At 72.5% G+C, this 21821-nt stretch carries 15 protein-coding genes; 9 read left to right on the top strand and 6 right to left on the bottom strand.

Annotated elements, in window-relative coordinates; translation table 11 throughout:
• Window positions 1–5: 5 nt before the first annotated feature.
• Together FH610_RS19910 and FH610_RS19905 are read right to left on the bottom strand one after the other, a co-directional pair.
• Entirely contained in the window at window positions 6–662 is a 657-nt protein-coding gene (locus FH610_RS19910) for a ThuA domain-containing protein (RefSeq protein ID WP_139576030.1), read from the bottom strand.
• A 37-nt stretch (window positions 663–699) separates the two neighbouring features.
• On the bottom strand, window positions 700–1206 hold the full coding sequence (locus FH610_RS19905; RefSeq protein ID WP_139576029.1) for a MarR family winged helix-turn-helix transcriptional regulator: 507 nt from the start codon (window positions 1204–1206) through the stop codon (window positions 700–702).
• A 76-nt stretch (window positions 1207–1282) separates the two neighbouring features.
• Between FH610_RS19905 and FH610_RS19900 the strand changes: the two genes are divergently transcribed.
• The 3 genes from FH610_RS19900 (at window position 1283) to FH610_RS43735 (ending at window position 6589) form a co-directional block, all read left to right on the top strand.
• Entirely contained in the window at window positions 1283–2566 is a 1284-nt protein-coding gene (locus tag FH610_RS19900; protein ID WP_205825912.1) for an amidohydrolase family protein, read from the top strand.
• Between the two features lie 234 nt (window positions 2567–2800).
• Complete coding sequence (locus FH610_RS43740) at window positions 2801–5005, top strand: serine/threonine-protein kinase (RefSeq protein WP_205825911.1); 2205 nt, start codon at window positions 2801–2803, stop codon at window positions 5003–5005.
• Window positions 5006–5251: 246 nt separating this feature from the next.
• Entirely contained in the window at window positions 5252–6589 is a 1338-nt protein-coding gene (locus FH610_RS43735; protein ID WP_240809075.1) for a cellulose-binding domain-containing protein, read from the top strand.
• Between the two features lie 18 nt (window positions 6590–6607).
• Here FH610_RS43735 and FH610_RS19885 read toward each other — a convergent pair whose 3' ends face one another.
• Complete coding sequence (locus FH610_RS19885; RefSeq protein WP_139576027.1) at window positions 6608–8857, bottom strand: MMPL family transporter; 2250 nt, start codon at window positions 8855–8857, stop codon at window positions 6608–6610.
• Between the two features lie 107 nt (window positions 8858–8964).
• Between FH610_RS19885 and FH610_RS19880 the strand changes: the two genes are divergently transcribed.
• The 6 genes from FH610_RS19880 (at window position 8965) to FH610_RS19855 (ending at window position 17640) form a co-directional block, all read left to right on the top strand.
• Entirely contained in the window at window positions 8965–9504 is a 540-nt protein-coding gene (locus tag FH610_RS19880; RefSeq protein ID WP_139576026.1) for a TetR/AcrR family transcriptional regulator, read from the top strand.
• Window positions 9505–9622: 118 nt separating this feature from the next.
• Entirely contained in the window at window positions 9623–12229 is a 2607-nt protein-coding gene (locus FH610_RS19875; protein ID WP_139576025.1) for an ATP-binding protein, read from the top strand.
• Window positions 12230–12567: 338 nt separating this feature from the next.
• Window positions 12568–14706: an HNH endonuclease signature motif containing protein gene (locus tag FH610_RS19870; RefSeq protein ID WP_161628033.1), complete on the top strand. Its 2139-nt coding sequence runs from the start codon at window positions 12568–12570 to the stop codon at window positions 14704–14706.
• Window positions 14707–14984: 278 nt separating this feature from the next.
• Complete coding sequence (locus FH610_RS19865; protein ID WP_139576023.1) at window positions 14985–16307, top strand: alkyl sulfatase dimerization domain-containing protein; 1323 nt, start codon at window positions 14985–14987, stop codon at window positions 16305–16307.
• A gap of 95 nt (window positions 16308–16402) precedes the next feature.
• Entirely contained in the window at window positions 16403–17242 is an 840-nt protein-coding gene (locus FH610_RS19860; protein ID WP_139576022.1) for a HipA family kinase, read from the top strand.
• Window positions 17239–17640 (top strand): DUF3037 domain-containing protein, encoded by a 402-nt coding sequence (locus tag FH610_RS19855; RefSeq protein ID WP_139576021.1) that lies wholly within the window; start codon window positions 17239–17241, stop codon window positions 17638–17640. Before FH610_RS19860 ends, FH610_RS19855 begins: the two co-directional genes overlap by 4 nt.
• 53 nt (window positions 17641–17693) lie before the next feature.
• Here the strand turns inward: FH610_RS19855 and FH610_RS19850 are convergent, their stop codons facing one another.
• The 3 genes from FH610_RS19850 to ispG all read right to left on the bottom strand — a co-directional run bounded on the left by FH610_RS19850 (window position 17694) and on the right by ispG (window position 21551).
• Window positions 17694–18536, bottom strand: coding sequence for a GNAT family N-acetyltransferase (locus FH610_RS19850; protein WP_139576206.1), 843 nt, complete (start codon window positions 18534–18536; stop codon window positions 17694–17696).
• A 56-nt stretch (window positions 18537–18592) separates the two neighbouring features.
• Complete coding sequence (locus tag FH610_RS19845; RefSeq protein WP_139576020.1) at window positions 18593–20260, bottom strand: alpha/beta hydrolase; 1668 nt, start codon at window positions 20258–20260, stop codon at window positions 18593–18595.
• 124 nt (window positions 20261–20384) lie between these two features.
• The gene (gene ispG / locus FH610_RS19840) at window positions 20385–21551 is read right to left on the bottom strand and encodes a flavodoxin-dependent (E)-4-hydroxy-3-methylbut-2-enyl-diphosphate synthase (protein ID WP_139576019.1); all 1167 of its coding nucleotides are present in this window, start codon (window positions 21549–21551) and stop codon (window positions 20385–20387) included.
• Window positions 21552–21821: the final 270 nt, after the last annotated feature.

Below are 21821 nucleotides of genomic sequence, written 5' to 3'. Positions count from 1 at the left end.
GGAGGTCAGCTCCCGAGGAGCCACCGCGCCGCCCGTCGCAGCAGCGTGCGGCGCACCGGGTTCTCGTACGACCGGGTGTCGTGGCCGAGCGCGTCGTACACGACCCTGCCGCCCGCCACGGTTCTCGCCCACAGCAGGGGCTGGTCTCCGGAGTACGCCAGCGGCTCCACGTCCGGGAGGACGTCGAGGTCGGTGTAGACCTCGTCGGTCACCTCGAAGCCGGGCAGGCCGTCGACGATCGGGTGACCGGCGCCGAGCCGGACCTTCGCCGGGCCGATCGGCGGGTGGTACGACCTGCCCCACCTCCAGGCGCCGCCCAGGATCTCGGCCCACTCGGGCCAGTCGTCGAAGCAGAGCGAGGCGGTGTGCACGGCCAGCAGCCCGCCGCCCCTCGCGAGGTGATCGAGCACCGTCCGCCTGACGGAGTCCGGCGTCTCGAAACGCCAGCGGTCCCGCTCCTCCGCGAAGTCGTCGCCGTCGATCCTCCACCGGAAGGCGTTGACCGTGATCAGGTCGACCGGCGCGGGCGCGGCCAGGGCTCCGGCGACGTCCTCGGTGATCTCCGACTCGATGCCGATCTCGGCGAGCACGCCCGCGAGGGCGGCTGAGGTGGCCGGGAAGTCGTGGGCCACCCCCCCGGACAGGATGAGATTGCGCGGCATGAGAGCACCTTAGGCCCCGCCCGGAGCGTCGTGGTGGTCAGGGCTGGGCGCGGTCGCCCAGTGCGAGCAGGACGTCCCTGAGCAGGTCGGCCAGGGCGCGCACGGCCGGTTCGGGCACGTCCGCCAGCAGTTCCCGGTGTGCCTCGGTCGTGGCCAGCGACAGCTCCTCGGCCCTCTCGACGCCGAGCGGCGTGAGCCGGACCCACGAGCTGCGCCCGTCCGCCGGATCGGGCTCCCGCTCGACCAGCCCCGCGGCGACCAGCCGCTGCAGGATGTTGCTCGTCCCCCCGGTGGTGAGCATGAGGTGCGAGGCGAGCCTGCTCGGCTTGAGCCGGTACGGCCGACCGGCCCTGCGGAGGGTCGCGAGCACGTCGAACTCCGCGTACGTCAGGCCGTAGCGGCCGAGCACCGCCTGTGTGACCTCCTCGATGCGGGCCTTGAGGCGGCTGACGCGCTTGACGATCTCCAGTTGGACGGTGGCCGCCTCCGGCAGTTCGGCCCGCCATCCCTCGATCATCTCGTCGACCCGGTCCCGCTGTCGCATGGGGTTGAGCCTAGTCCCTCGCCCTGATAGCTTTTCAGAAAGCTTTTTTGAAAGCATTTGGAAAAGAGGTTCGTCTGTGAGAACGATCATCGTCAACGGCACCGTCGTGGACACCGAGCCGCGGCCCCACGTCGTGCCGGACGCGGCCGTCGTCGTCGAGGACGGCGTCATCGTGTCGGTCGGCCCGCGGCCGGACGACCCGGCGGAAGGCACCGAGATCATCGACGCCGCCGGCGGCATCGTGCTGCCCGGCTTCGTGGACACCCATCGCCACGTCTGGCAGAGCGTGCTGCGCGGCATCGCGGCCGACGCGACGCTCGGCGCGTACCTCGGCCTGGTCCTCGGCACCCTCACCCCCGCGTTCCGGGCGGAGGACGTGTACGCCGCCAACCTCTGGGGCGCGATCGAGGCGCTCAACGCCGGCGTCACCACCGTGTACGACTGGTCGCACATCCAGCTCACCCCCGGCCACACCGACGCGGCCGTGGAGGCGTTGCGCGAGTCCGGCGTACGGGCGGTCTTCGGGTACGCCCATCGGGGAACGGGCGACGCCGACCGTGCCGAGGACGAGCTGCGGCGGGTCCGCTCGGTGCTCCTGCCGTCCGACGACGGCCTGGTCACCCCCGCCTTCGCCGCCTGGGGCCCGGTCTACGGCTCGGTCGAGGCGGCGCGGGCCGACTGGGCGCTCGCCCGCGACCTCGGCCTGCGCCTCAGCCTGCACGCCACCGGCGAGGGCCCGGTCGAGCGGCTGCACGACGCCGGCCTGCTCGGCCCGGACGTGCTGTTCGTGCACTGCAACGGCATCCCGGACGAGTCGCTGAAGCTGGTCGCCGGCAGCGGCGGCACGGCCTCGGTGGCCCCGGCGGTGGAGTCGCAGATGGGGCACGGCCACCCCGAGACCGGCAGGCTGCGGTCGTCCGGGATCACGACGGGACTCGGCGTGGACACGGTCACCGACGTCCCCGGCGACATGTTCTCCGTGATGCGTGCGGCGTTCGCGGCCGGGCGCGCCGGACAGGCGGCGCCGGAGCTCACCGCGTCCGACGTGCTCGGCATGGCGACGCTCGAGGGCGCTGCCGCGATCGGGATGGACCGCAGGATCGGCTCGCTGCGCCCCGGCAAGCAGGCCGACATCGTGATCCTGGACGCCGGAGCCCCCGGCCTCGCGCCCGTGCACGACCCGGTCGCCGCGGTCGTCACGGCGGCCGACACCGCCGCCGTGGACACCGTGCTGGTCGGCGGGCGAATCGTCAAGCGCGGGGGCCGACTGGTGGGGGTGGACGTGGACCGCGCCCGCGACCTCGCCGTACGCGCGGCCCGGCACGTGACCGCGCAGGCCAGGACTACATCCGCAAGGTGACTTTTTTGCTCCGGTGACAACCGCCCTTTCGGGTGAGACCTTGAGTCAGGGCCAGGGAGTGTCTGGCAAATGCTGCCTGTCGCGAGCGGGGATCCAGGTGGATGCATCGCAAGGCGGAGGAGGAGGTCGGAGCGGAGCCTCCGGCCGACGACGACAACGCAGCGAGGCGCCGCCTGGGCCACGCGCAGCAGGGCTTGATTTGTCAGAGACGACCTAATCCGAGGGGGCGGCGTCATGAACGCCTGGTCGGTACCGGGCTACCGGGAGGTGCGCGAACTCGGCGCGGGCGGCGCCGGGCGGGTCGTGCTGGCGACCTACGTGACCACCGGCGCCTACGTCGCCATCAAGTACCTGCGCGAGGAACTGCGGCGGGATCGGCGCTTCCTCGCCGGGTTCCGGCACGAGGCCCGGGTCATGGTGGAGCTGAACGATCCGAACATCGTGCGCCTGTACGAGTACGTCGAGGCGCGCGACGGCGCGGCGATCGTCATGGAACTCGTCGACGGGGTCTCGCTGCGCAGGATCCTCGCCGAGCACGGCTCGACCAGCCCGGAGGCGGCGCTGGTCGTGCTGAAGGGCTCGCTGGCGGGCCTGTCGGCCGCGCACGCCGCGGGCATCGTCCACCGGGACTACAAACCGGAGAACGTGCTGATCCAGGCCGACGGCAACAGCAAGCTGTCGGACTTCGGCATCGCGACACCGAGCGGCTCGCCGGAGACCTCCGCGGGCACGCCGCCCTACATGGCCCCCGAGCAGTGGTATGGCGGGCCCGCCGGCCCGGCCGCCGACGTCTACGCCGCCACCTGCGTCTTCTACGAGTGCCTCACCGGGCGCCGGCCGTACCGGGCCGACGATCTGACGGCGCTGCGCATGCTGCACCGCAGCGCTCCCATCCCCGCGGCGGACGTGCCGGGCTCGGTGCGGGGCCTCGTCACGCGCGGCATGGCCAAGAACCCGGCGGACCGGCCGCCCACGGCACGGGCGTTCATCGCCGACCTGGAGACCGCCGCGACCGCCGCGTACGGGTCCGACTGGGAGCAGCGGGGCCGCCGGCACCTGGCCGAACTCGCGACCCTGCTGGCGCTGACGTTTCCCCTGGCCGCTCCGGCCGAGCCGGTCGAGGCGTCCACGTCCCTCGCCCAGACCGTGCTGTCCGAGCGGCTCTCGCGCTTCGCGCCCCGGTTCGCCATCGGCGCCGCCGTGCTGTCGGCCGCCGTGATCGCGGCGGTGGTCGCGGCCAACCGGCAGACCCCGGTCGCGCAGGACACCCTGCTCACCCCACCACCGCACAGCGCCCCGGCGGCGCTTCCCCCGGCCCCGGACTCGGCCGAGACGGTCCCGCCGGCCGCGCCCGGCGAGACAGCGCCCGACGAATCAGCGCCCGACGAATCAGCACCCGGCGAATCAGCACCCGGCGAGACGGCGCCGGACGAGACCTCGGAGGCCGCTTCAGGACCCACCGATGCGGGGCCGGACGAGAACGCCGGGACGACGCCGCCCGAACTGTCCGGCACACCGGTGTCGTCCGTGTCCACCGGGCCGGCCGCGCCGCCGGGACCTTCCGGGCCGCAGGGGAGCGCCACCCCCTCCCACATGGGGGCGACCGCGTCGCCGGCGCCGGCGCGGGTGACCGATCTCGGCATCGCGGCGTTCGACGGTCAGGCGGTCACGGTCGACGTAAGGGCGAGCACCGCGGCCCGGGTCCTGCTCACCGCGCGTTTCGCCTCCGGGCCGTCGCCGGACGCGCTCACCGCCGCGCCCTCGCAGATGGTCGGGCTGCGGGGCGCGACGTCCTATCACATCGGCCTGCAGCAGCCCTTCCCCTCCCCGGCCTGCGGAACCACCGTCTACCGGCGGGTCGAGGTGTCCACGGTCCCCGCCGCGCAGGGAGGAACCCGTACGCGCACGCGGAAACTGACCGGGCCGCCCTGCCCGGCCCCCGCGGTCGAGGGCGTGGCGATCGATGATTGGGACGGCAGGACGGCGGCCGTGACGGTGCGGACCTCGGGCAAGGGCCCGGTCAGGGTCTCCAGCATCTTCACGCGCGACGGCCGCGTGGCGGCGTCCGACACCCGCACGCTCTCCGGCCGCACGTCCTACTCGTTCACGGTGGCCGCCGGCCTCGGCACCGTGGAGTGCGGGAAGAGGGCCGTGTTCGGGGTGCGCGTCACGACCGAGCCGGCCGATCCCGGCGGGCCGCGCCAGGCCGAGGTGCGGGTCACCGGTCCCCGGTGCCCGAAGCCGCAGGAGTCGCCCTCGGAGCCCACGAAGGAGAGTCCGGGTCCGGAGAAGGATCCCTCCCCTGCGACGAGTCCCGAGCCGCCCGAGTCCCGCAGCCCCGAACCACGCGACCCCCAGACGAAGAGCCCCGAACCACGCGACCCCGAGCCGAAGAGTCCCGAGCCGCAGGACAGCCCGCCCCCTCCAGTGATCTCCTGACCCTGCGACGACGAGCAGGGGGAATGAAATATTCACCGTCGTCCTGACGGCCGGCCTTTCCCACGCTTCCCCGAATCGCCTGCTCACCGGGGAATTCACGTCGCGAGGGGAACAGCGGCGATATCAAGTTCATTGACTCGCCCTTTCGTGTCGCGGTTGACTCGCGACTCCAGGAGCTCACCACCCGTCGACATCGGCGTCCTGATGTTGTTAGCGCTAACACCCGTTGCCTCGGAGGGAATGCCCGTGCGACTTGACAGCTCTTTCCGCCGCCGGTCGCGGCTGTCCGCCGCCGCCGTGCTGCTGACGGCCGGCGTCACGGTGACCGCGGCCCATGTCGCGTCGGCGGCCACGGCCGGATGCGAGGTCAGCTACACGGTGACCAGCGAATGGCCCGGCGGCTTCGGCGCAAGCGTCAGCGTTCGCAACCTCGGCGACGCGATCAACGGCTGGAGGCTGACCTGGTCGTTCCCGGCCGGGCAGGCCGTCACCCAGCTGTGGAACGGTTCCTTCGCCCAGTCGGGCTCGCAGGTCACGGTCACCAACGCCTCCTACAACGGCGGCATCCCCACCGGCGGCAGCGCAGGCTTCGGGTTCAACGGGAGCTGGAACGGCTCCAACCCCGTGCCGTCGGGCTTCGCCCTGAACGGCGTCACCTGCACCAGCGGCGTCACCTCGCCGTCCCCCACCCCGACGCCCACTCCCTCGCCGTCTCCCTCCCCCACGCCCACGCCCACGCCCTCGCCGAGCCCCAGTGCCTCCCCGAGTGCCAGTGCCTCCCCGAGCGCCAGTCCCACGCCGCCGAGCCGTCCTGCCATCGACAACAACTTCCCGGTCACGCGGGAGGGCGCGTACGGCACCAACCGCTACACCGTGTTCCGGCCGTCGAACCCCTCGGCCGTCGGTCGTGCCATGCCCGTGCTGGTCTTCGGCAACGGGGCCTGCGCGCACACCAACGGGAGCGAGGTGATCCAGGCGCTGACGTTCATCGCGGCCCGCGGGTTCGTCGTGGTGGACACCGCGTCGGTCGACGGCTCGTCGAACGGCGTGCAGAGCGGGTCCCCGATTCCGTCGCTGCTGACCGACGGGATCAGCTGGGCCGAGCGGGAGAACGCCCGCAGCGGCTCACCGCTCTACCAGCGCCTCGACCTGTCCAGGGTCGCCGCCGCCGGCCACTCCTGCGGGGGGCTGGAAGCGCTGGTCGCCGCCCAGGACCGGCGGGTCAAGAGCGTCGTCTCGCTGGACAGCGGGTTCTTCGCCGACGGTTCGTTCGGATACCCGCGCTCGGAGCTCTCCAAGCTGCACAGTCCGGTGATGTTCCTCGACGGCGGGTCCTCCGACATCGCCTACGACAACACCCGGGCCAACTACGACCTGGCCCAGGTGCCGGCCGTGCTGGCCGAGCAGCCGCAGGCCGGTCACGTCGGGTTCATCACCGGCGCCCAGATGAGCGAAGGCATGACCGCGGTGGTCCAGTTCCTGGACATGACGCTCAACGACAACGCCACGGCGCGGGCGTACATCCTGGGGCCCTCGGGCCTGGCGGCCAGGGCCCCCTGGACGGTCCGCAGCAAGAACTTCTGATCCCTCAGCCGATCGAGGTCAGGCGCGGGCGTGCCCGCCCGCGCCGACCAGTTCGGGCTCCGTCTCGGCGGGCGCGCCGTCCTCCTCGTGGCCCTCGATCGACAGGTTCGGCAGGATCCTGTCGAGCCAGCGCGGGATCCACCAGTTGAGCCGGTCGAGCAGCACCATCGTGGCGGGCACGAGGAAGCCCCTGATCAGGGTCGCGTCGACGGCGATGGCCACGGCCAGCCCGACGCCGAACACCTTGACCAGGGGGTCGGGGTAGGCGATGAACGCGGTGAACACCGCCACCATGATCAGGGCGGCCGAGGTGATGACGCGGCCGGTGGATCCCAGTCCCTCGGCCACCGCGCTCCGGTTGTCCCCGCTGCGCGAGTAGGCCTGCCGTACGGAGGTCAGCAGGAAGACCTCGTAGTCCATCGACAGGCCGAACAGCACGGCGAACAGGATGAGCGGCACGTACGTGTCGATGGGCACCGAGAAGAACAGCGTGGCGAGGTAGGACCCGTCAGCCGAGGGCGGGGGGTCCATGCCGACCAGGCGGCTGCCCAGGCCGTGGGAGAACACCACGGCAAGGGCGCCGAAGGCGGCGCCGAGCGAGACGAGGTTCATCACCGCCGCCTTGATCGCGACCAGGGGCGCGCGGAAGGCCAGCAGCAGGAGCAGTGCGCTGAGCAGCACGACGATGCCGACGACCAGCGGCGTCCTGCCCATGATGCGGTCGCCCGCGTCCGCCAGTCCGGCGACCTCGCCGCCGACGTGGACGTGCGCCCCGGGCACCTCGATGGCCCGCACCCGCTTCACCACGTCGAGGGCCCGCGGGTCGCTCGGCGCGTAGTCGGGGACGGCCTGGATGAGCACCGAGCGGCCGTCCTCGTTGACCTTCGGCGGGGCGACGAAGGCGACACCCTCGGTGTGCTCCACCCGCTGCCGCAGCACCTGCACGACCGGGTCGGGCGGGGTCGAATCGGCGATCTTCTGGTCCAGTTCGGCCACGACGACGAGCCCGCCGTTGGCCCCCGGGCCGAAGCCCGCCTCGATCAGCTCGTACGACCGCCGGGCCGGGGTGCCCTTGTCGCCGTACCCGTTGTCGAGCGGACCGAGCTTGATCGTGACGGCCGGGGCGGCGAGCGCCGCCAGCACGACCACGGTGACGGCGAGCACCCGCCAGGGGCGGCGCGCCACCCAGACGCCCAGCTTCGCCCAGCCGGTGGCCGGGCCGTCGCGGCGGGCGGCGCGCCCGGCCAGCGGCAGCCGCAGCGCGTTGATCCGGTGCCCGAGGAGGCCGAGCAGCGCCGGCACCAGCGTGATCGAGGTGAGCACGGCGCACACGACCGAGACGCCGGTGATCCAGCCGAGCGTGCTCAGCAGCGGGAATCCGGTGAGCATCAGCGCGCTCAGTGCGATCACGACCGTGCCGCCGGCGAACAGCACGGCTCCACCGGACGAGGCCGCCGTACGCCGGACCGCCTCGTGGACCGGCACGCCCTCGGCCAGCAGCGTCCGGTGCCGCGACAGCAGGAACAACGCGTAGTCGATGCCGACGCCGAGACCGATCATCGTGGCCAGGATCGACGCGGTCGAGGGCACGTCGACGACGTGGCCGAGCAGCGCGATGAGGCCGAGCCCCACGCCGATGCTGATCAGCGCGGTGAAGATGGGAACGAGCGCGGCGACCAGCGTCCCGAAGGCGAACAGCAGCACCAGCAGCGCGAAGACGACGCCGGCGATCTCGCTGGCACCGGTCTTGATCTGCTTGTCCGCAGGCGTGGAGCTGTCGGAGGGGACGACCTCGATGCCCGCCCGCACCGCCGGCGCGGCGGCGGCGACGAGCTGCTCGGAGGTCTGGGCGAGCTTGGTGGTGTCCTGCCCCTTCAGCCGTACGGTGATCAACCCGATCCGCAGGCTGGACGACATGCCGCCCATCCGGTACGGCGTCTCCACCTCGGCGACGTGCGGCGTACGCCGCAGGGCGTCCATCGACCGCTCGACGGCCTGTTTGCGAGACTTGTCGATCAGCGTGCCGTTCGCGGTGTAGAGAACGAGCTGCACCGTCCCGCCGGGGTCGTACCCCGGTCCGAAGCCCTCGCGCATGAGCTCGTGCGCCCGTTGCGCGTCGGTGCCGGGGATCGACACGTTGTTGTTCACCGGCCGGCCCCACACCAGGGTGCCCGCCGTCAGCAGGCCCGCCGCCAGCACCCACAGGGTCAGCACGATCCAGCCGTGGCGTGCGCACCATCCGCCGAGGCGCCCCAGAAGCCCGCTCATCGCCGTCCGTCCCGGGTAGCATGTCCTCACGGCCGTCCTGTACGGCCGTACAAAACGATGGTAAAAGGATTTGATCGGCGGCGAGCGTCGCGCCGGAAAATGAGACGATGACCACACTCGACCAGGGCAACGCGACCCGGTCCCGCATCCTGGCCGCGGCCCGCGACCTGTTCGCCGAGCGGGGATACGCCGCCGTGTCGCTCGCCGACATCGCGGCGGCGGTCGGCCTGACCAAGACGGCGGTCGCCTACCACTTCCACCCCAAGGACCGGCTTGCGGCCGAGATCATCGCTCCGGCCGCCGACGACCTGCTCACGCTGCTCGGCAGCGAGTTCTCCGGCCACCGGGAGTTCCTGCGCGCGTTCACCGCCTTCGCCGTACGGCACCGCGCGGTGATCCGGCTGCTCACCGAGGACATCGGCGGCGCCGACAGCGCCCCTCCCGGATCTCCGGGCGAGGCGATCAGGGAGTTCGGCCGTGAACTGTTCATCCGCCTGGCCGGACCCGACCCCTCCCCCGGCACGCGCGTACGCGCCTGGGCCGCCCTCGGCGCGGTGCAGTCCGGTGTGGTGAAGACCGTGGACGTGCCCGCCGAGGTGGTCGAGGAGACGCTGACCACCGCCGCCGTGGCCGTGTTCGAATCTTGATATACCAACCCCCTTGCGATCACTCTCAGAGCGCGTCACATTTCGTGTGAACGTTCAACATTTCCGCCGCGTCCTACGTGACACCAGCGGACGGACGCGAAGGGAGTGACGCCCAGCCTTGGACGTACCGGCCGTCGGGGAGGGCCGCGCGGGCGCGCTCGGCCAGGTGGTCTCGGCCCTGTCGAAGACGCCGCGGACCGTCATCGTCCTTGGCGAGCCCGGCATCGGGAAGACCCATCTGCTCGGTGAGGCCGCGGCGCGGCTGAAGGGCTTCCGCGTGCTGCGCGGCCAGGCCCGCGAACTGGACGGCGGGCGCGCCTACGCCCCACTCGTCGAGGCGCTCGGGGCAGTGGGCGGCGAGGCGGCCGACGTCCTGTCCGGCCTGCTCGACGCGATAGACCAGGCCGCGCTCGGACACCCCGCCGCGGCGCCCGGCGCGATGGCCGCCCGGCTGCTGGAGTCGCTGCCCGGCCCCACCCTCCTCGCCATCGACGACCTGCACCTGGCCGACGCCGACACCCTGAGCGTGCTGCGGGCCCTGCCACGCCGCCATGACGCCGTCGCGATCCTCGGCACCGCCCGCCACCCTCCCCCGCTCGACGTGGACCTGTCGATCCGGCTCCAGCCGCTGACGATGACCGAGGTCGCCGAGCTGGTCACCACGCTGCTCGGCCGTACGCCGAGCGACACCGTCCTGCGGCGGATCCACGTCGCGAGCCGGGGCAACCCGTGGTTCGCACAGGAGGCCGTGCTGGCCCTGGTGCAGGGCGGCGCCGTACGCTCGGCGGATCCGAAGGCGCGGCGCGGCGCGATCCTCAGCCGGCTGTTCCAGCGTGACCGGGGCGGACGCGACCTCGCCCGCGTGCTGGCCGCGCTGTCGCGGACGAGGGAGGCCGCCGATCTCCCCGCGCTCGCCGAACTGGCCGGGCTCGACCCCGATCAGGCCGAGCGCGCCTTCGACGCACTGGTCAGGGACGGCGTCGTCACCAGGAACGGCGAGGGCTACGCGCTGGCGCACCCGCTGGTGGCCGAGGCGCTCTACGACGACCTCGGCACCGCCGGCCGGCGCGAGGTGCACCGCCGCATCGCCGACATGCTCGATGGCGAGGGGCTGACCGGGACCAGGCGGGTCCTGGAGTGGGCCACCCACATGGCCGAGGCCGGGCCGCCCGCCGAGGCCCTGCCCGCGGTGCTGCGCGCGGCCGAGCTGACCCGCTGGACCGCACCGCTGTCGGCCGCGCACTGGTACGGCAAGGCCGCGGAGCTGTCCCCCGAGCCCGGCGAACTGCTGGCCAGGCAGGCTCTCGCCTACTGGAAGGGGTCACGTCCCGCGCTGGCGCTCAACTCGGCACAGCGGGCGCTCGCCGCACTGCCCTCCGGCCGCCGCCGCACCCGCGCCGCCTACACCGCGGTCGGCGCGGCCCACGCGATGGGCTGGTACGAAGTGGCTCTCGACGTGGCCCGCCGCCAGATCCCGAAGGCCGACGACGCCTCGGCGCTGCTGGCCCAGCAGGCGCTGGTCAGCGCGGAGATGGGCCTCCCCAGCAGGGAGGCCGCCCGGCGGGCCTGGGGGGGCCTGTCCGACTGCCCGCCGCAGGACCGCGCGATCACGGTCGGCTATCTGGCCATCCACGCGCTCGTGCGGGGCGACTGGGCCGAGACGCAGCGGGCGGTCGACGACCTGCTCACCTTCGCCGCCGCGCTGCCGCCGGGCGCCCGGCTCGCGTCGCTGGAGTCGGCGGCGCACGTGCTGGCGATCGCCGGGCTGCGCTCCCGCGCCGTCGAGGTGCTCGACCAGGCCGAGCAGATCCACCGCGGCCTCGGCTGGCACGACATCGCCGGACAGCACGTACGGACCATGGCGGTGATCCGGCGGATGGGTGGCGAGTGGGCACGGGCACTGGAGGAGATCGCGGTCGCGGGCCGGGCACTGGCCGAGGCGGGCCTTCTGGAGAACCTCGCCCTGCTGCGCAACATGGAGCTGGACATCCTGCTCGACCAGGGCAGGCTGGACGCGGCCGCCCGGGTACTCGCCGAGCCGCCGCCCGGCTCCGCGCTGCAGCAGGGCATGCGATGCGTGCTCCGCGCGCGCCTGGCGCTCGGGCGGGGCGACATCGCCGCCGCCCGGCGCGAACTCGACCGCGCCCTCGCGTACGAGGTGCCCGAGGTGGTGCACCGGGCCCTGGCGGTCAAGGTGCTGGTGACGGGAGCGGCAGGCGACGACGTCGGCTGCCGGGCGGCGGCCTCCCGGCTGGACGAGCGGTCGGCGAACGGCACCCCCCGGGCCCGGCTCGCCGCCGACCTGGCGGTGGGCTGGGCGTTCCGGGACCGCGCGCGGACGGGCGCGGCGCTGGAGCAGGCCCGCGCCGACGGCCTGCCGTTCGAGGAGGCCCGGGCCCGGCTGGTCCTCGGCGCGCTCGGCGACACGACGCAACTCCCCCGCGCGCACGCGATCTTCACTCGGCTCGGCGCGGCGCCCTGGGCGGCGCTGTCCGAACGCCGCCTGCGGGAGGCCGGGATGGTCCCCGAACCGGCGGGCCGCCTCACTCCCAGCGAACGCCGCGTCATCGAACTGGTCGCCGACGGGCTGAGCAACCCTCAGATCGCGGAGGAACTGCACTACAGCCGCAAGACCGTGGAGGTCTATCTCACCCGTGTCTACGCGAAGACCGGCCTGCGGTCGCGCGTCGAACTCGCCCTGGCCGTCGAACGCGGTGAGCTGTGACGTGGGACCGGTTGTGACTCCACGTTTGTGGTGGTGAGAGATTGGATCGATAGTGTGTTCGAGATAGGGTGAGGGCAGCCGTTACAGATGAGCCTAGTGGGCGGGCCCTCGGTGGCCGTACGCCGTGTGTTGAGCCGAGTCTGCGTGAAGGAAGTCCCGGTCCGGGCGGCCGGGAACCGTTCAGTCGCCTTCGTCTCCGCTCCCGGGGGTCACGCACCGTGTCCGCGCCACAATCGCCGTCCGCTCTCGCGCGGCCGTCCTCATGTAGTGGGGACGGGACGCCGTCGGCGATTCCTCAAGGGCTGGCTGCGATGCCGCCCGGGGCCGAACTCGCCCAGATGCTGGCCGACATCGATGTGGAGCGGGTGTCGGGGTTCGACACCGTCGAGGTGCTCAAGGCCGCCTACCGCCAGTCCTGCCACAACCGGGCGCGGTTCCTGCACACGCTGCTGGAGGTCGGGCTGCGCGAGCAGTTCACCGGCGACAGCGTGGTCCGCCTGGAAGTGCCCGACGAGTTCGCTCCCGATGAGGCGCGGGCGGCGCTGGTATGGTCCCGCCGCCGGGCGGACTCGGCGTTCGATCTGGCGTGGAACCTGCACCGCCGCCTTCCTGCTCTCGGCGAGGCCATGCTGGCGGGAGAGCTGGACGAGCCGCGGGCGTTGGCCTTCATCCGCTGGACGAGCGGTTTGACCGACCCCCAGGCCGGCTGGGTCTGCGAGCGCCTGATCAGCCGTGCCCCGGCCTGGACGGTGGGAGAGCTGATCGAGCACATTCAGCGTCTGGTGCTGGCCATCGACCCCGATTGGGCGGAGAAGCGCTACAGGGAGGCGGTGCGCAGGCGCCGCGTGGTCGGCATGCGCAACGACGACGGCACCGCGACCGTTTCGGGTCTGGATCTGCCTCCTGATCGGGCGGTGGCCGGCTGCGCGCGCATCGACGAGCTGGCCCGCGCCTGCAAACGCGCGGGAGACCACCGCCCCGTCGACCACATCCGTGCCGACCTCTTCCTGGGCAGCCTGGACGGCAGCTTCGAGGGCCTGTCCGACGCCGAGATCGTCGCTCACGTCCGCACCCACCCTTTCGTGGATGCCACCCCCTCCGACGCCTCAGCCGGCTCCCCTGACATCCGCCCCACAGATAAGGCCACCGAGCCCGCTACCGAGTCCGATGACGCGACCGACGCCGAGTCCGATGACGCGGCCGCCGACGCGGCCGACGCCGAGACCCCTGACGAGCCCCGCGGCGCGAGGTGCGCTGGGACCCGCAGTCGGACACGCCCTGAAGCCCCCGGTGAGACCGGCGGCTCGACCGGCACCGGAATCCACGGCGAGGCGCGCGATGGAGATCCCACACAGGATCGCGCCGGCAGCCACGCTGACGACCACGACGAGAGCGCCCCCGCTGCGCAGGCATCGTCGACGCAGGGATGGTCGGCACAGGCAATGTCGGCACAGGCAATGTCGGCGTGGGCCTCGTCGATGCGGGCGTGGTCGGTGCGGGCGTGGTCGGTGCCGGAGATACGCGTGGAGCTCACTACCCTGCTCGGCCTTGACGAGCACCCGGCCCAGCTGCCCGGCTGGGGCATGGTCCACGCCATTCAGGCCCGCCGGATCGTCGCCTCCATGCTCACCGGGCAATGGCGCTTTGCCGTCTGTGCCGACAACGGGCATCTGCTGCTGACGGGCATCACGGGCCGGCGCCCCTGCCCGCCCGCGCAACGGCCCGCACGCGATGCGCGGCGCGGCGGCATCGTCGAGCTCCAAGTCACCGTCACTCAGCTTCGCGAACTGGCCGCCACAGCCGGCGCCACCGGCGTCTGGGCCCCCCTGATCGCCGACCTGGCCCGCCGTGCCCAGCTCGCCGAGCCCAGGCAGCCGGAAACCGGCCGCCCCGACGCTCATCCACCCGACGCGGCCGGGTCCGCCGAGTCCGCCGAGTCCGCCGGTCGGCGGCATGCCGGTGCGGCCTTACGCCGATACGTCCAGATTCGGGGCCGGGTCTGCTCCTGGCCGGGCTGCCGCATGCCTGCCACCCGGACCGACCAGGACCACATCCATGCCTGGGCCGACGACGGCGCCACCACTGCCGACAATCTGCACCTGGCCTGCCGCCACGATCACCGCGCCAGGCACTTCGGCGGCTGGCGGGTCACCTGGGCGGGACCCCGTCTGATCATATGGACCAGCCCGCTCGGACACGCCTACCCCAGCCCGCTGCCGAAGATCATCCAACCTGCCCCCGAACCCCGGCCCCGCAACTGGCCCGGCGCTCCGCCCGGACGCCTGCCCGCCGATCCTGCCGGAGCACCGGACACGACCATGGCTCCATCCGGCCCTCTGGCAGATTCCAGCGGCGGACGTCATGGCACGACCAGCGGTGGGGCGAATGGCGAAGGCATCCACGCGATCAGGGAGCAGGTCGACGACGAAGCGGGAGGAGCTTCCTTCAAGAACGATCACGAGCTGCCGCCGTCTTAGGCGCCACTTGTCCTTGGCACCGCGCATCGGGACAGCGGTGTCGCCGATTCGGCTCGTGACCCGCTCGGCACTGCCCGAAGGGCACTGCCCGGACGGCACTGCCCCGCGCGGGTGCGAGGGGCGAGGCGGGTGCGTGAGGGCGAGGCGCGGATGCGAAGGTGAGACGCCCACTGCCGCGAGGGGCGAGGCACGGGGGCGAGGGCAAGGCGCGGGGTCGGCACGGACATTAGGGATCTCCCTACTGTGCACCGTCCGCCCGGAGGATCAGGCTCTTGACCATGGAATCACCGATCCTTTCGTACGCCGACGAGGTCTGGCGTGGTTCGGTGCGCCCCGAGGACGTGCCCTACGCGGAGCTGCGCCGCGACGGAGTGCAGGAGATCGCCTACGGCGTGGCGATGTGGCCGGCGTGCGGCAACGTGTACGTCGTCCGCGGCGAGGACGGGCTGGGTCTCTTCGACACGGGCGACGCCCGTGAGGCCGAGCAGTCGTACCGAGCGATCAGGAAGTGGTCGGCCGAACCGCTCAAATACGCGATCTTCTCCCGCAGCCGGGCCGACCGGCTGGCCGGGATGGAGGAGTTCGACGCCGAGCCGGGCCCCCGCCCGCTGGTAGTGGCGCAGGAGGGGCTGGCCCACAGGCTCGCCCAGCGGGGCAGGACGGCCGGTTACAACGCGGTCGTGGACCTGCGTGAGCAGGGCTTTCCCCGGATGGTCTGGCCACCGCCGCAGCGGCTCCCCGATCTGACCTACCGCGACAGGCTGTCCCTGTCACTGGGAGACGTCACCTTCCAGCTCACCCACTCCCGCGGCGACACCGACGACGCCACCTGGGCGTTCCTGCCCGAGCGGGGCGTGCTGCTGACCGGAGACCTGTTCGCCTGGACGGTCCCCGGGGCAGGCGACCCACAGCGGATTCAGCGCTATCCGGACGACTGGGCGGTGGCGCTGCGGGCCATGGCCGCACTCGACGCCGACCTGCTGCTCCCCGGGCGGGGGCTGCCGATCCGCGGGCCCGGACGGGTCCGCCGGGCGCTCACCGACACGGCCGACTATCTCGACAGCCTGGTGGAGCAGACGCTCGACCTGATGAACACCGGCGCCCGCCTGGACGAGATCCTGCACTCGGTCAAGCCGCCGCCCGCGCTCGCCGGGCGGCCCTACCTGCGCGAGCGCCACGACGAGCCCGAGTTCATCGTGCGCAACATCTGGCGGCTGCACGGCGGCTGGCACGACGGCAACCCCGCCAACCTCAAGCCCGCGCCGGACGCCGTGTTCGCTCGCGCGGTCGCCGAGCTGTCGGCGGGCGCGGCGTCGGTCGCGGGCCGGGCCGTCGCCGCGGCGGCCGACGGCGACCTGCGCCTGGCCTGTCAGCTCGCCGAGCTCGCCGCGCAGGCCGAGCCGGAGAACCGGAGGGTGCACGAGATCAGGGCCCTCGTCTACGCGCTGCGGGTCCAGCAGGAGCGCGGCTCCATCGCGCGCGGCGTGTACGCCTGGGCCGCCGCCGAGTCACGCAGCAAGACCACCGGCATGGATCTGCTCGACGTCTACCACGACGTCGCCGAGGGCCGGATGTGGTGGCTGCCGAGCAAGGCCAACTGAGTCGGCCGAACTGGGTCGGCCGAACTGGGTCGGCCGGGCGGCCGGCGGGCGCGTGGAGGGGAGCGCCCGCCGGCCCTGCCGGTAGCCTTCCTCTCGTGCTCGAACAGATCACGGCGACCCGGTACGTCGCGCCCCTGCGCGAGGGCGGGTCGCTGCCCGGAGTCGTCGAAGCCGACGACCTCGGCACGTACGTCGTGAAGTTCCGCGGTGCCGGGCAGGGCCGGCGGGTGCTCGTCGCCGAGATCGTCTGCGCCGAACTCGCCAGGCGGCTCGGCTTCGCCACGCCGGAGCTCAAGGTCATCGACCTCGACCCGCAGCTCGGCGTCCGTGAGCCCGACGAGGAGATCCAGGACCTGCTCACGGCGAGCGCCGGGCACAACCTCGCGATCGACTTCCTGCCCGGAGCGCTCGGTTTCGACCCGCTCGCCTGGGAGCCCGACGCGGAGTTCGCCTCCCGGGTGCTGTGGTTCGACGCGTTCGTCCACAACGTCGACCGGAGCTGGCGCAACCCCAACCTGCTCGTCTGGCACGGCGGGGTGTGGTTGATCGACCACGGCGCTGCCCTGTGGTTCCACCACAACTGGCCGACGGCCGACCCCCGCCGCCGGTTCGACGGCCGCGACCACGTGCTCGCGCCGTTCGCGACGAAGCTGGAGCAGGCCGACGCGGACCTGGCCGGGCTCGTCACCCGCCCGCTGCTCGACGAGGTGACCGCGCTGGTGCCGGACGAGTGGCTGGAGGGCGAGCCGGGCTTCGCGGACGCGCAGGCCGTACGGCGGGCCTACACCGAGCACCTGCTCGCCCGGGTCGCCGGGCCCCGCGACTGGTTGCCCGACCCCGCCATCGGCACCGCCGCCGCTCCCGCGCCGCGCCGCGGCGAGCGGAACGCGACGATCGGCGGTTTCTGGCGTGCGGCGCGAGAGGGCGGCCGATGAGCGACCTGGACGTCTACGAGTACGCGGTGATCCGCGTGGTGCCCAGCGTGGAGCGGGGCGAACTGGTCAACGCGGGGGTCATCCTCTACTGCCAGCCGCGCGGCTACCTGTGCGCGCGGGTGGAGCTGGACGAGGCCCGGCTGCTGGCGCTGGGCGCGCCGGTGGACCTGCCCGGCGTACGGCTGGCCCTCGCCGCCTACGAGCGAGCGTGTGGCGAGGAGGCGGGGCCCCTGTGCGGGGAGCCGCTGGGCGCCCGGTTCCGCTGGCTCACCGCGCCGCGCAGCACCGTCGTGCAGACCGGGCCGGTGCACGCCGGGCTGACCCGTGACCCGGCGGCCGAGCTGGACCACCTGCTGACCCGGCTGGTGCGACCGGCGCAGGCCGGCCTCAGTGCCTAGAACACCACGCGCTTGAAACACGCGCTCGAACAGCACGCTCAGAACAGCGCCGGTCAGAACAGTACGGACATGAACGTGTCGACCTCCTGGAAGCCCACCTTGCGGTAGACGGCCCTGGCCGGGAGGTTGAAGTCGTTCACGTAGAGGGTGACGACCGGGGCGAAGTACTTCAGCGCCTGCTCGACCACGGCGGCCATGCCCGCCGCGGCGTGGCCGCGCCCGCGCAGGTCGGGGTGGACCCACACGCCCTGGATCTGGCACGCCTGCGGCGTCACCGCGCCGATCTCGGCCTTGAAGACCACCTGGCCGTCGTCGATGCGCGCGTAGGACCGCCCGATGCGGATGAGCTCGGCGACCCTGGACCGGTAGAGAGCCCCGCCGTCGCCGTTGTCCGGGGAGACGCCCACCTCTTCGGTGAACATCGCCACGCAGGCGGGCAGCAGGATGCCGAACTCCTCGGGACGGACTCTCCGTACGAGCGGGTCCGGCTCGACGGCGGGCGCGAAACTGGTGGCCATGACCGGCTGCGCCCACCGGATCGCCCGGGCGCCGCCCCAGTGCGGCTCCAGCCGCTCCCAGAGCTGCTCCACGGCGTCGGCCGGGCCGACGATGGACGAGCAGCGACGGCCCTGCTTGCGCGCCCGGTCGGCGAAGGCGTGCACGGCCTCGCGGGTGGCGTTCACGGGCACCAGGTTGGCGCCCGCGTAGCACAGGGACACCAGCCCTCCGCGCGGGCCGTAGCCCCACATCTGACCGCCGAGCCGTGAAGGGCTGAGGCCCACGGCCCTGACCCGGGCCGCTACGAACACATTGGCGACCGGATCGGTGTCGAGGAGTGCCAGCACCTCGTCACGATCGCTGTCGTCGAGCACGCGCGACGCCGATGTTCGCAGCATCACGGGCCCAGCCTACGCGAACGGTTCGCGTTTGGGAGGTATCGGCCCGGCCGGGCTCACCGTACGGCGGAGGCGTGGGACGCCGTTCCCGGCGCACCCGCCGCGACCTTCATCAGCGCGGCCCGCGGCTCCGGCTCTCCCGGGCAGCTCGCGTCGGCACCCCGCTTGCCTTTGCGCTGCGGCAACAGCGCCGCATCGCGCAGGTAGGCCGCCAGTTGCCGGTCCACGCAGGCGTTCCCGGCGAGCGACACGCCGTGGTTGCCGCCGCCCGAGGTGAGCAGGCGCGCGGTCGGGAACAGGCGGCGCATGCGCAGCGCCCCCTCGTACGGCGTGGCGGCGTCGCGCTCGGCCTGGATCAGCAGGACCGGCGGCAGGTGCGACGTGCCCACCTTGACCGGCGTGCCGCCCTTCTCGGGCCAGAAGGCGCACGGCGCGTTGTAGACGGCGTTGGGCCAGGCCATGAACGGCGCCTCGGTGTGCGCCCGGCGCGTGTCGGCCCGCCAGCGGTCCCAGGATCGGGGCCAGGCCGCGTCGCGGCACTCCACGCCCAGGTAGACCGCGTAGGAGTTCTCCTCCTCCGCGTCGATCTCGGCCTCCAGGTGGAACAGTTTCACCAGGACCGTGGGATCGCCGTCGCGGACGTAGGACGAGAAGGCGGCGCCCAGGTAGGGCCAGAGCCGGTCGCTGTAGGCGCCGTTGGAGAAGACGTCGTCCAGTTCGCTCGGGCCCACGACACCGCCCGCGGGCCGGTCGTGCAGGCGTGAGCGCATGGAGTACCACGCGAAGGACACCGCCGCCTGCGTCGCGCCCAGCTTGTAGACGTCGTCGTGTTCGGCCACCCAGGCGAGGAAGTCGCGGTGCCGCCGGTCGAAGCTGTGGTCCTGGGCGATGTTGGCCTCGTACCAGACGCCGTCGGGGTCCACCACGCTGTCGAGTACGAGGCGGCGCACCCGCTGCGGGAACAGGGTGGCGTAGACCGCCCCCAGGTAGGTGCCGTACGAGTAGCCGAGGTAGCTGATCTTCTCTTCGCCGAGCGCCGCGCGCACGGCGTCCATGTCCCGCGCGGAGTTCTCCGTGGTCAGGTAGGGCAGGAACCAGGCCCAGCGGTTGCCGCAGCCCTCGGCGTACTGTCTGGCCCGGCCGGCCAGCACCTGCTCCTCGGCGTCGTTCCTCGGCACGTTGTCCGGCCGGGGCGGCGCGTAGAAGCGGGCCGGGTCCACGCAGGAGATGGCGGGCTGGCTGGGCGCCACCCCACGCGGGGCGAAACCGATGATGTCGAACCGTGCCGCGACGTCCTTGGGCAGCCGTGCCGCGACGTACCTGGCCAGGCTGAGCCCCTCGCCGCCCGGTCCACCGGGGTTCACCAGCAGCGCACCGAGGTGGTTGCCGTCACGTGAGGCGGTGCCCTTGATCCGGTTGAGCGCCAGCGTGATCTGCTGGCCGTACGGCTCGCGGTAGTCGAGCGGGACGCGCAGCTCCGCGCACTCCTGCACGGACTCCCGCCGGTCGCCCCGGCGAGCCGGCCGGATCGGCCGGGCCGAGCCGAGGCCGAGCAGGCCGCCGGAGGCCGACTTGGTCTCCGGCGGGCACTGCTTCCATTCGAGCGGACGCTGCGGCGGCCCCCAGTGTCCCGACCGGTCGGACCCGGCGGCCACCCCTTCCGGACCGACCAGCCCGGCGACCAGCGTCGCCACGCCCGCGATCACACCAACGACCCGCTTCACCGGCATTGCTCCTCTGCTTCCGAACAGCAGAGGACAGCTTCGCGATGTGATCGGCCATGTACGTTCCGTACTACCCGTTCATTGCCATTGTGTAGTCAGAGCATTGCGAACTGTAATGCCGGGGTCAGCGGACGACGACCTCCGGACCGGCGGCCTCGTCGTCGTCGAAGTCCACGTCGACGCCCATCTCCTCGGCGAGACGCAGAGCCTCCTCGATGAGGGTCTCGACGATCTGCGACTCGGGGACGGTCTTGATGACCTCGCCCTTCACGAAGATCTGGCCCTTGCCGTTGCCGGAGGCGACGCCGAGGTCGGCCTCCCTGGCCTCGCCGGGGCCGTTGACCACGCAGCCCATCACGGCCACGCGCAGCGGCACCTTGAGCCCGGTCAGCCCGGCCTGCACCTGCTCGGCGAGGGTGTACACGTCCACCTGGGCACGGCCGCAGGACGGGCAGGAGACGATCTCCAGGCCGCGCTCGCGCAGGCCCAGCGACTCGAGGATCTGCGTGCCGACCTTGACCTCCTCGACCGGAGGCGCCGACAGCGACACCCGGATGGTGTCGCCGATCCCCTCGGCCAGCAGCGCGCCGAACGCCACCGCGGACTTGATCGTGCCCTGGAAGGCCGGTCCCGCCTCGGTCACGCCGAGGTGCAGCGGGTAGTCGCAGCGCTCGGCGAGCAGGCGGTAGGCCTGGATCATGACGACCGGGTCGTTGTGCTTGACCGAGATCTTGATGTCGCGGAAGCCGTGCTCCTCGAACAGGGAGCACTCCCACAGCGCCGACTCGACCAGGGCCTCCGGGGTGGCCTTGCCGTACTTCTGCAGCAGGCGCGGGTCGAGCGAGCCGGCGTTGACCCCGATCCTGATCGGCACGCCGGCGTCGGAGGCGGCGCGGGCGATCTCGCCGACCTTGTCGTCGAACTTCTTGATGTTCCCGGGGTTCACCCGGACGGCCGCGCACCCCGCCTCGATCGCCGCGAAGACGTATTTGGGCTGGAAATGGATGTCGGCGATGACCGGGATCTTGGATTTCCTCGCGATGGCCGGCAGCGCGTCGGCGTCGTCCTGGGACGGGACCGCGACGCGGACGATCTGGCAGCCGGCGGCGGTGAGCTCGGCGATCTGCTGCAGGGTGGAGTTGACGTCGGCGGTCAGCGTGGTGGTCATGGACTGCACCGAGACCGGCGCGTCCCCTCCGACGGGGACCGAGCCGACCATGATCTGGCGTGACACCCGCCGGTTGGCGATCGGCTGGGTCCGTACGGCGGGAATCCCGAGATCAACAGACATTTCTGCACCTTGTTGTAATAGGCGACGCCCGATGGGGGGCCCTCCCAGTCTAAGGAGTGCCGCGACGCCGGACGGCCCGAAACCTTTTCACGAGGAATGAAGGTTTCATGACCCGCGGCCGAAGGAAGAGCCGCCACCTGCGAGGACGGGCACGGTGGCCCTGGCACGGGTGGGCAGGCGACGGAGGCCGACCTAGAGTCCGAATCGCGAGAGCGCTCTACGCACCACCTGGTTGGCAAGTCAACGGCTGTCCCCCCGGGCCGACGTGCT

Origin of the sequence: Microbispora catharanthi (assembly GCF_006334915.2) — a bacterium.
Classification (GTDB): domain Bacteria; phylum Actinomycetota; class Actinomycetes; order Streptosporangiales; family Streptosporangiaceae; genus Microbispora; species Microbispora catharanthi.
The sequence above is the reverse complement of the archived record's forward strand: the minus strand, read 5'-3'. Positions and strand labels throughout refer to the sequence as shown.

Coding starts and splice junctions, on each gene's coding strand:
- FH610_RS19865 (WP_139576023.1), top strand. CDS start 14,985: ATGGAATCACCGATCCTTTCGTACGCCGACGAGGTCTGGCGTGGTTCG.
- FH610_RS19905 (WP_139576029.1), bottom strand. CDS start 1,206: ATGCGACAGCGGGACCGGGTCGACGAGATGATCGAGGGATGGCGGGCC.
- FH610_RS19885 (WP_139576027.1), bottom strand. CDS start 8,857: ATGAGCGGGCTTCTGGGGCGCCTCGGCGGATGGTGCGCACGCCACGGC.
- FH610_RS19870 (WP_161628033.1), top strand. CDS start 12,568: ATGCTGGCCGACATCGATGTGGAGCGGGTGTCGGGGTTCGACACCGTC.
- FH610_RS43740 (WP_205825911.1), top strand. CDS start 2,801: ATGAACGCCTGGTCGGTACCGGGCTACCGGGAGGTGCGCGAACTCGGC.
- FH610_RS19910 (WP_139576030.1), bottom strand. CDS start 662: ATGCCGCGCAATCTCATCCTGTCCGGGGGGGTGGCCCACGACTTCCCG.
- FH610_RS19850 (WP_139576206.1), bottom strand. CDS start 18,536: ATGCTGCGAACATCGGCGTCGCGCGTGCTCGACGACAGCGATCGTGAC.
- FH610_RS19855 (WP_139576021.1), top strand. CDS start 17,239: ATGAGCGACCTGGACGTCTACGAGTACGCGGTGATCCGCGTGGTGCCC.
- FH610_RS19880 (WP_139576026.1), top strand. CDS start 8,965: ATGACCACACTCGACCAGGGCAACGCGACCCGGTCCCGCATCCTGGCC.
- ispG (WP_139576019.1), bottom strand. CDS start 21,551: ATGTCTGTTGATCTCGGGATTCCCGCCGTACGGACCCAGCCGATCGCC.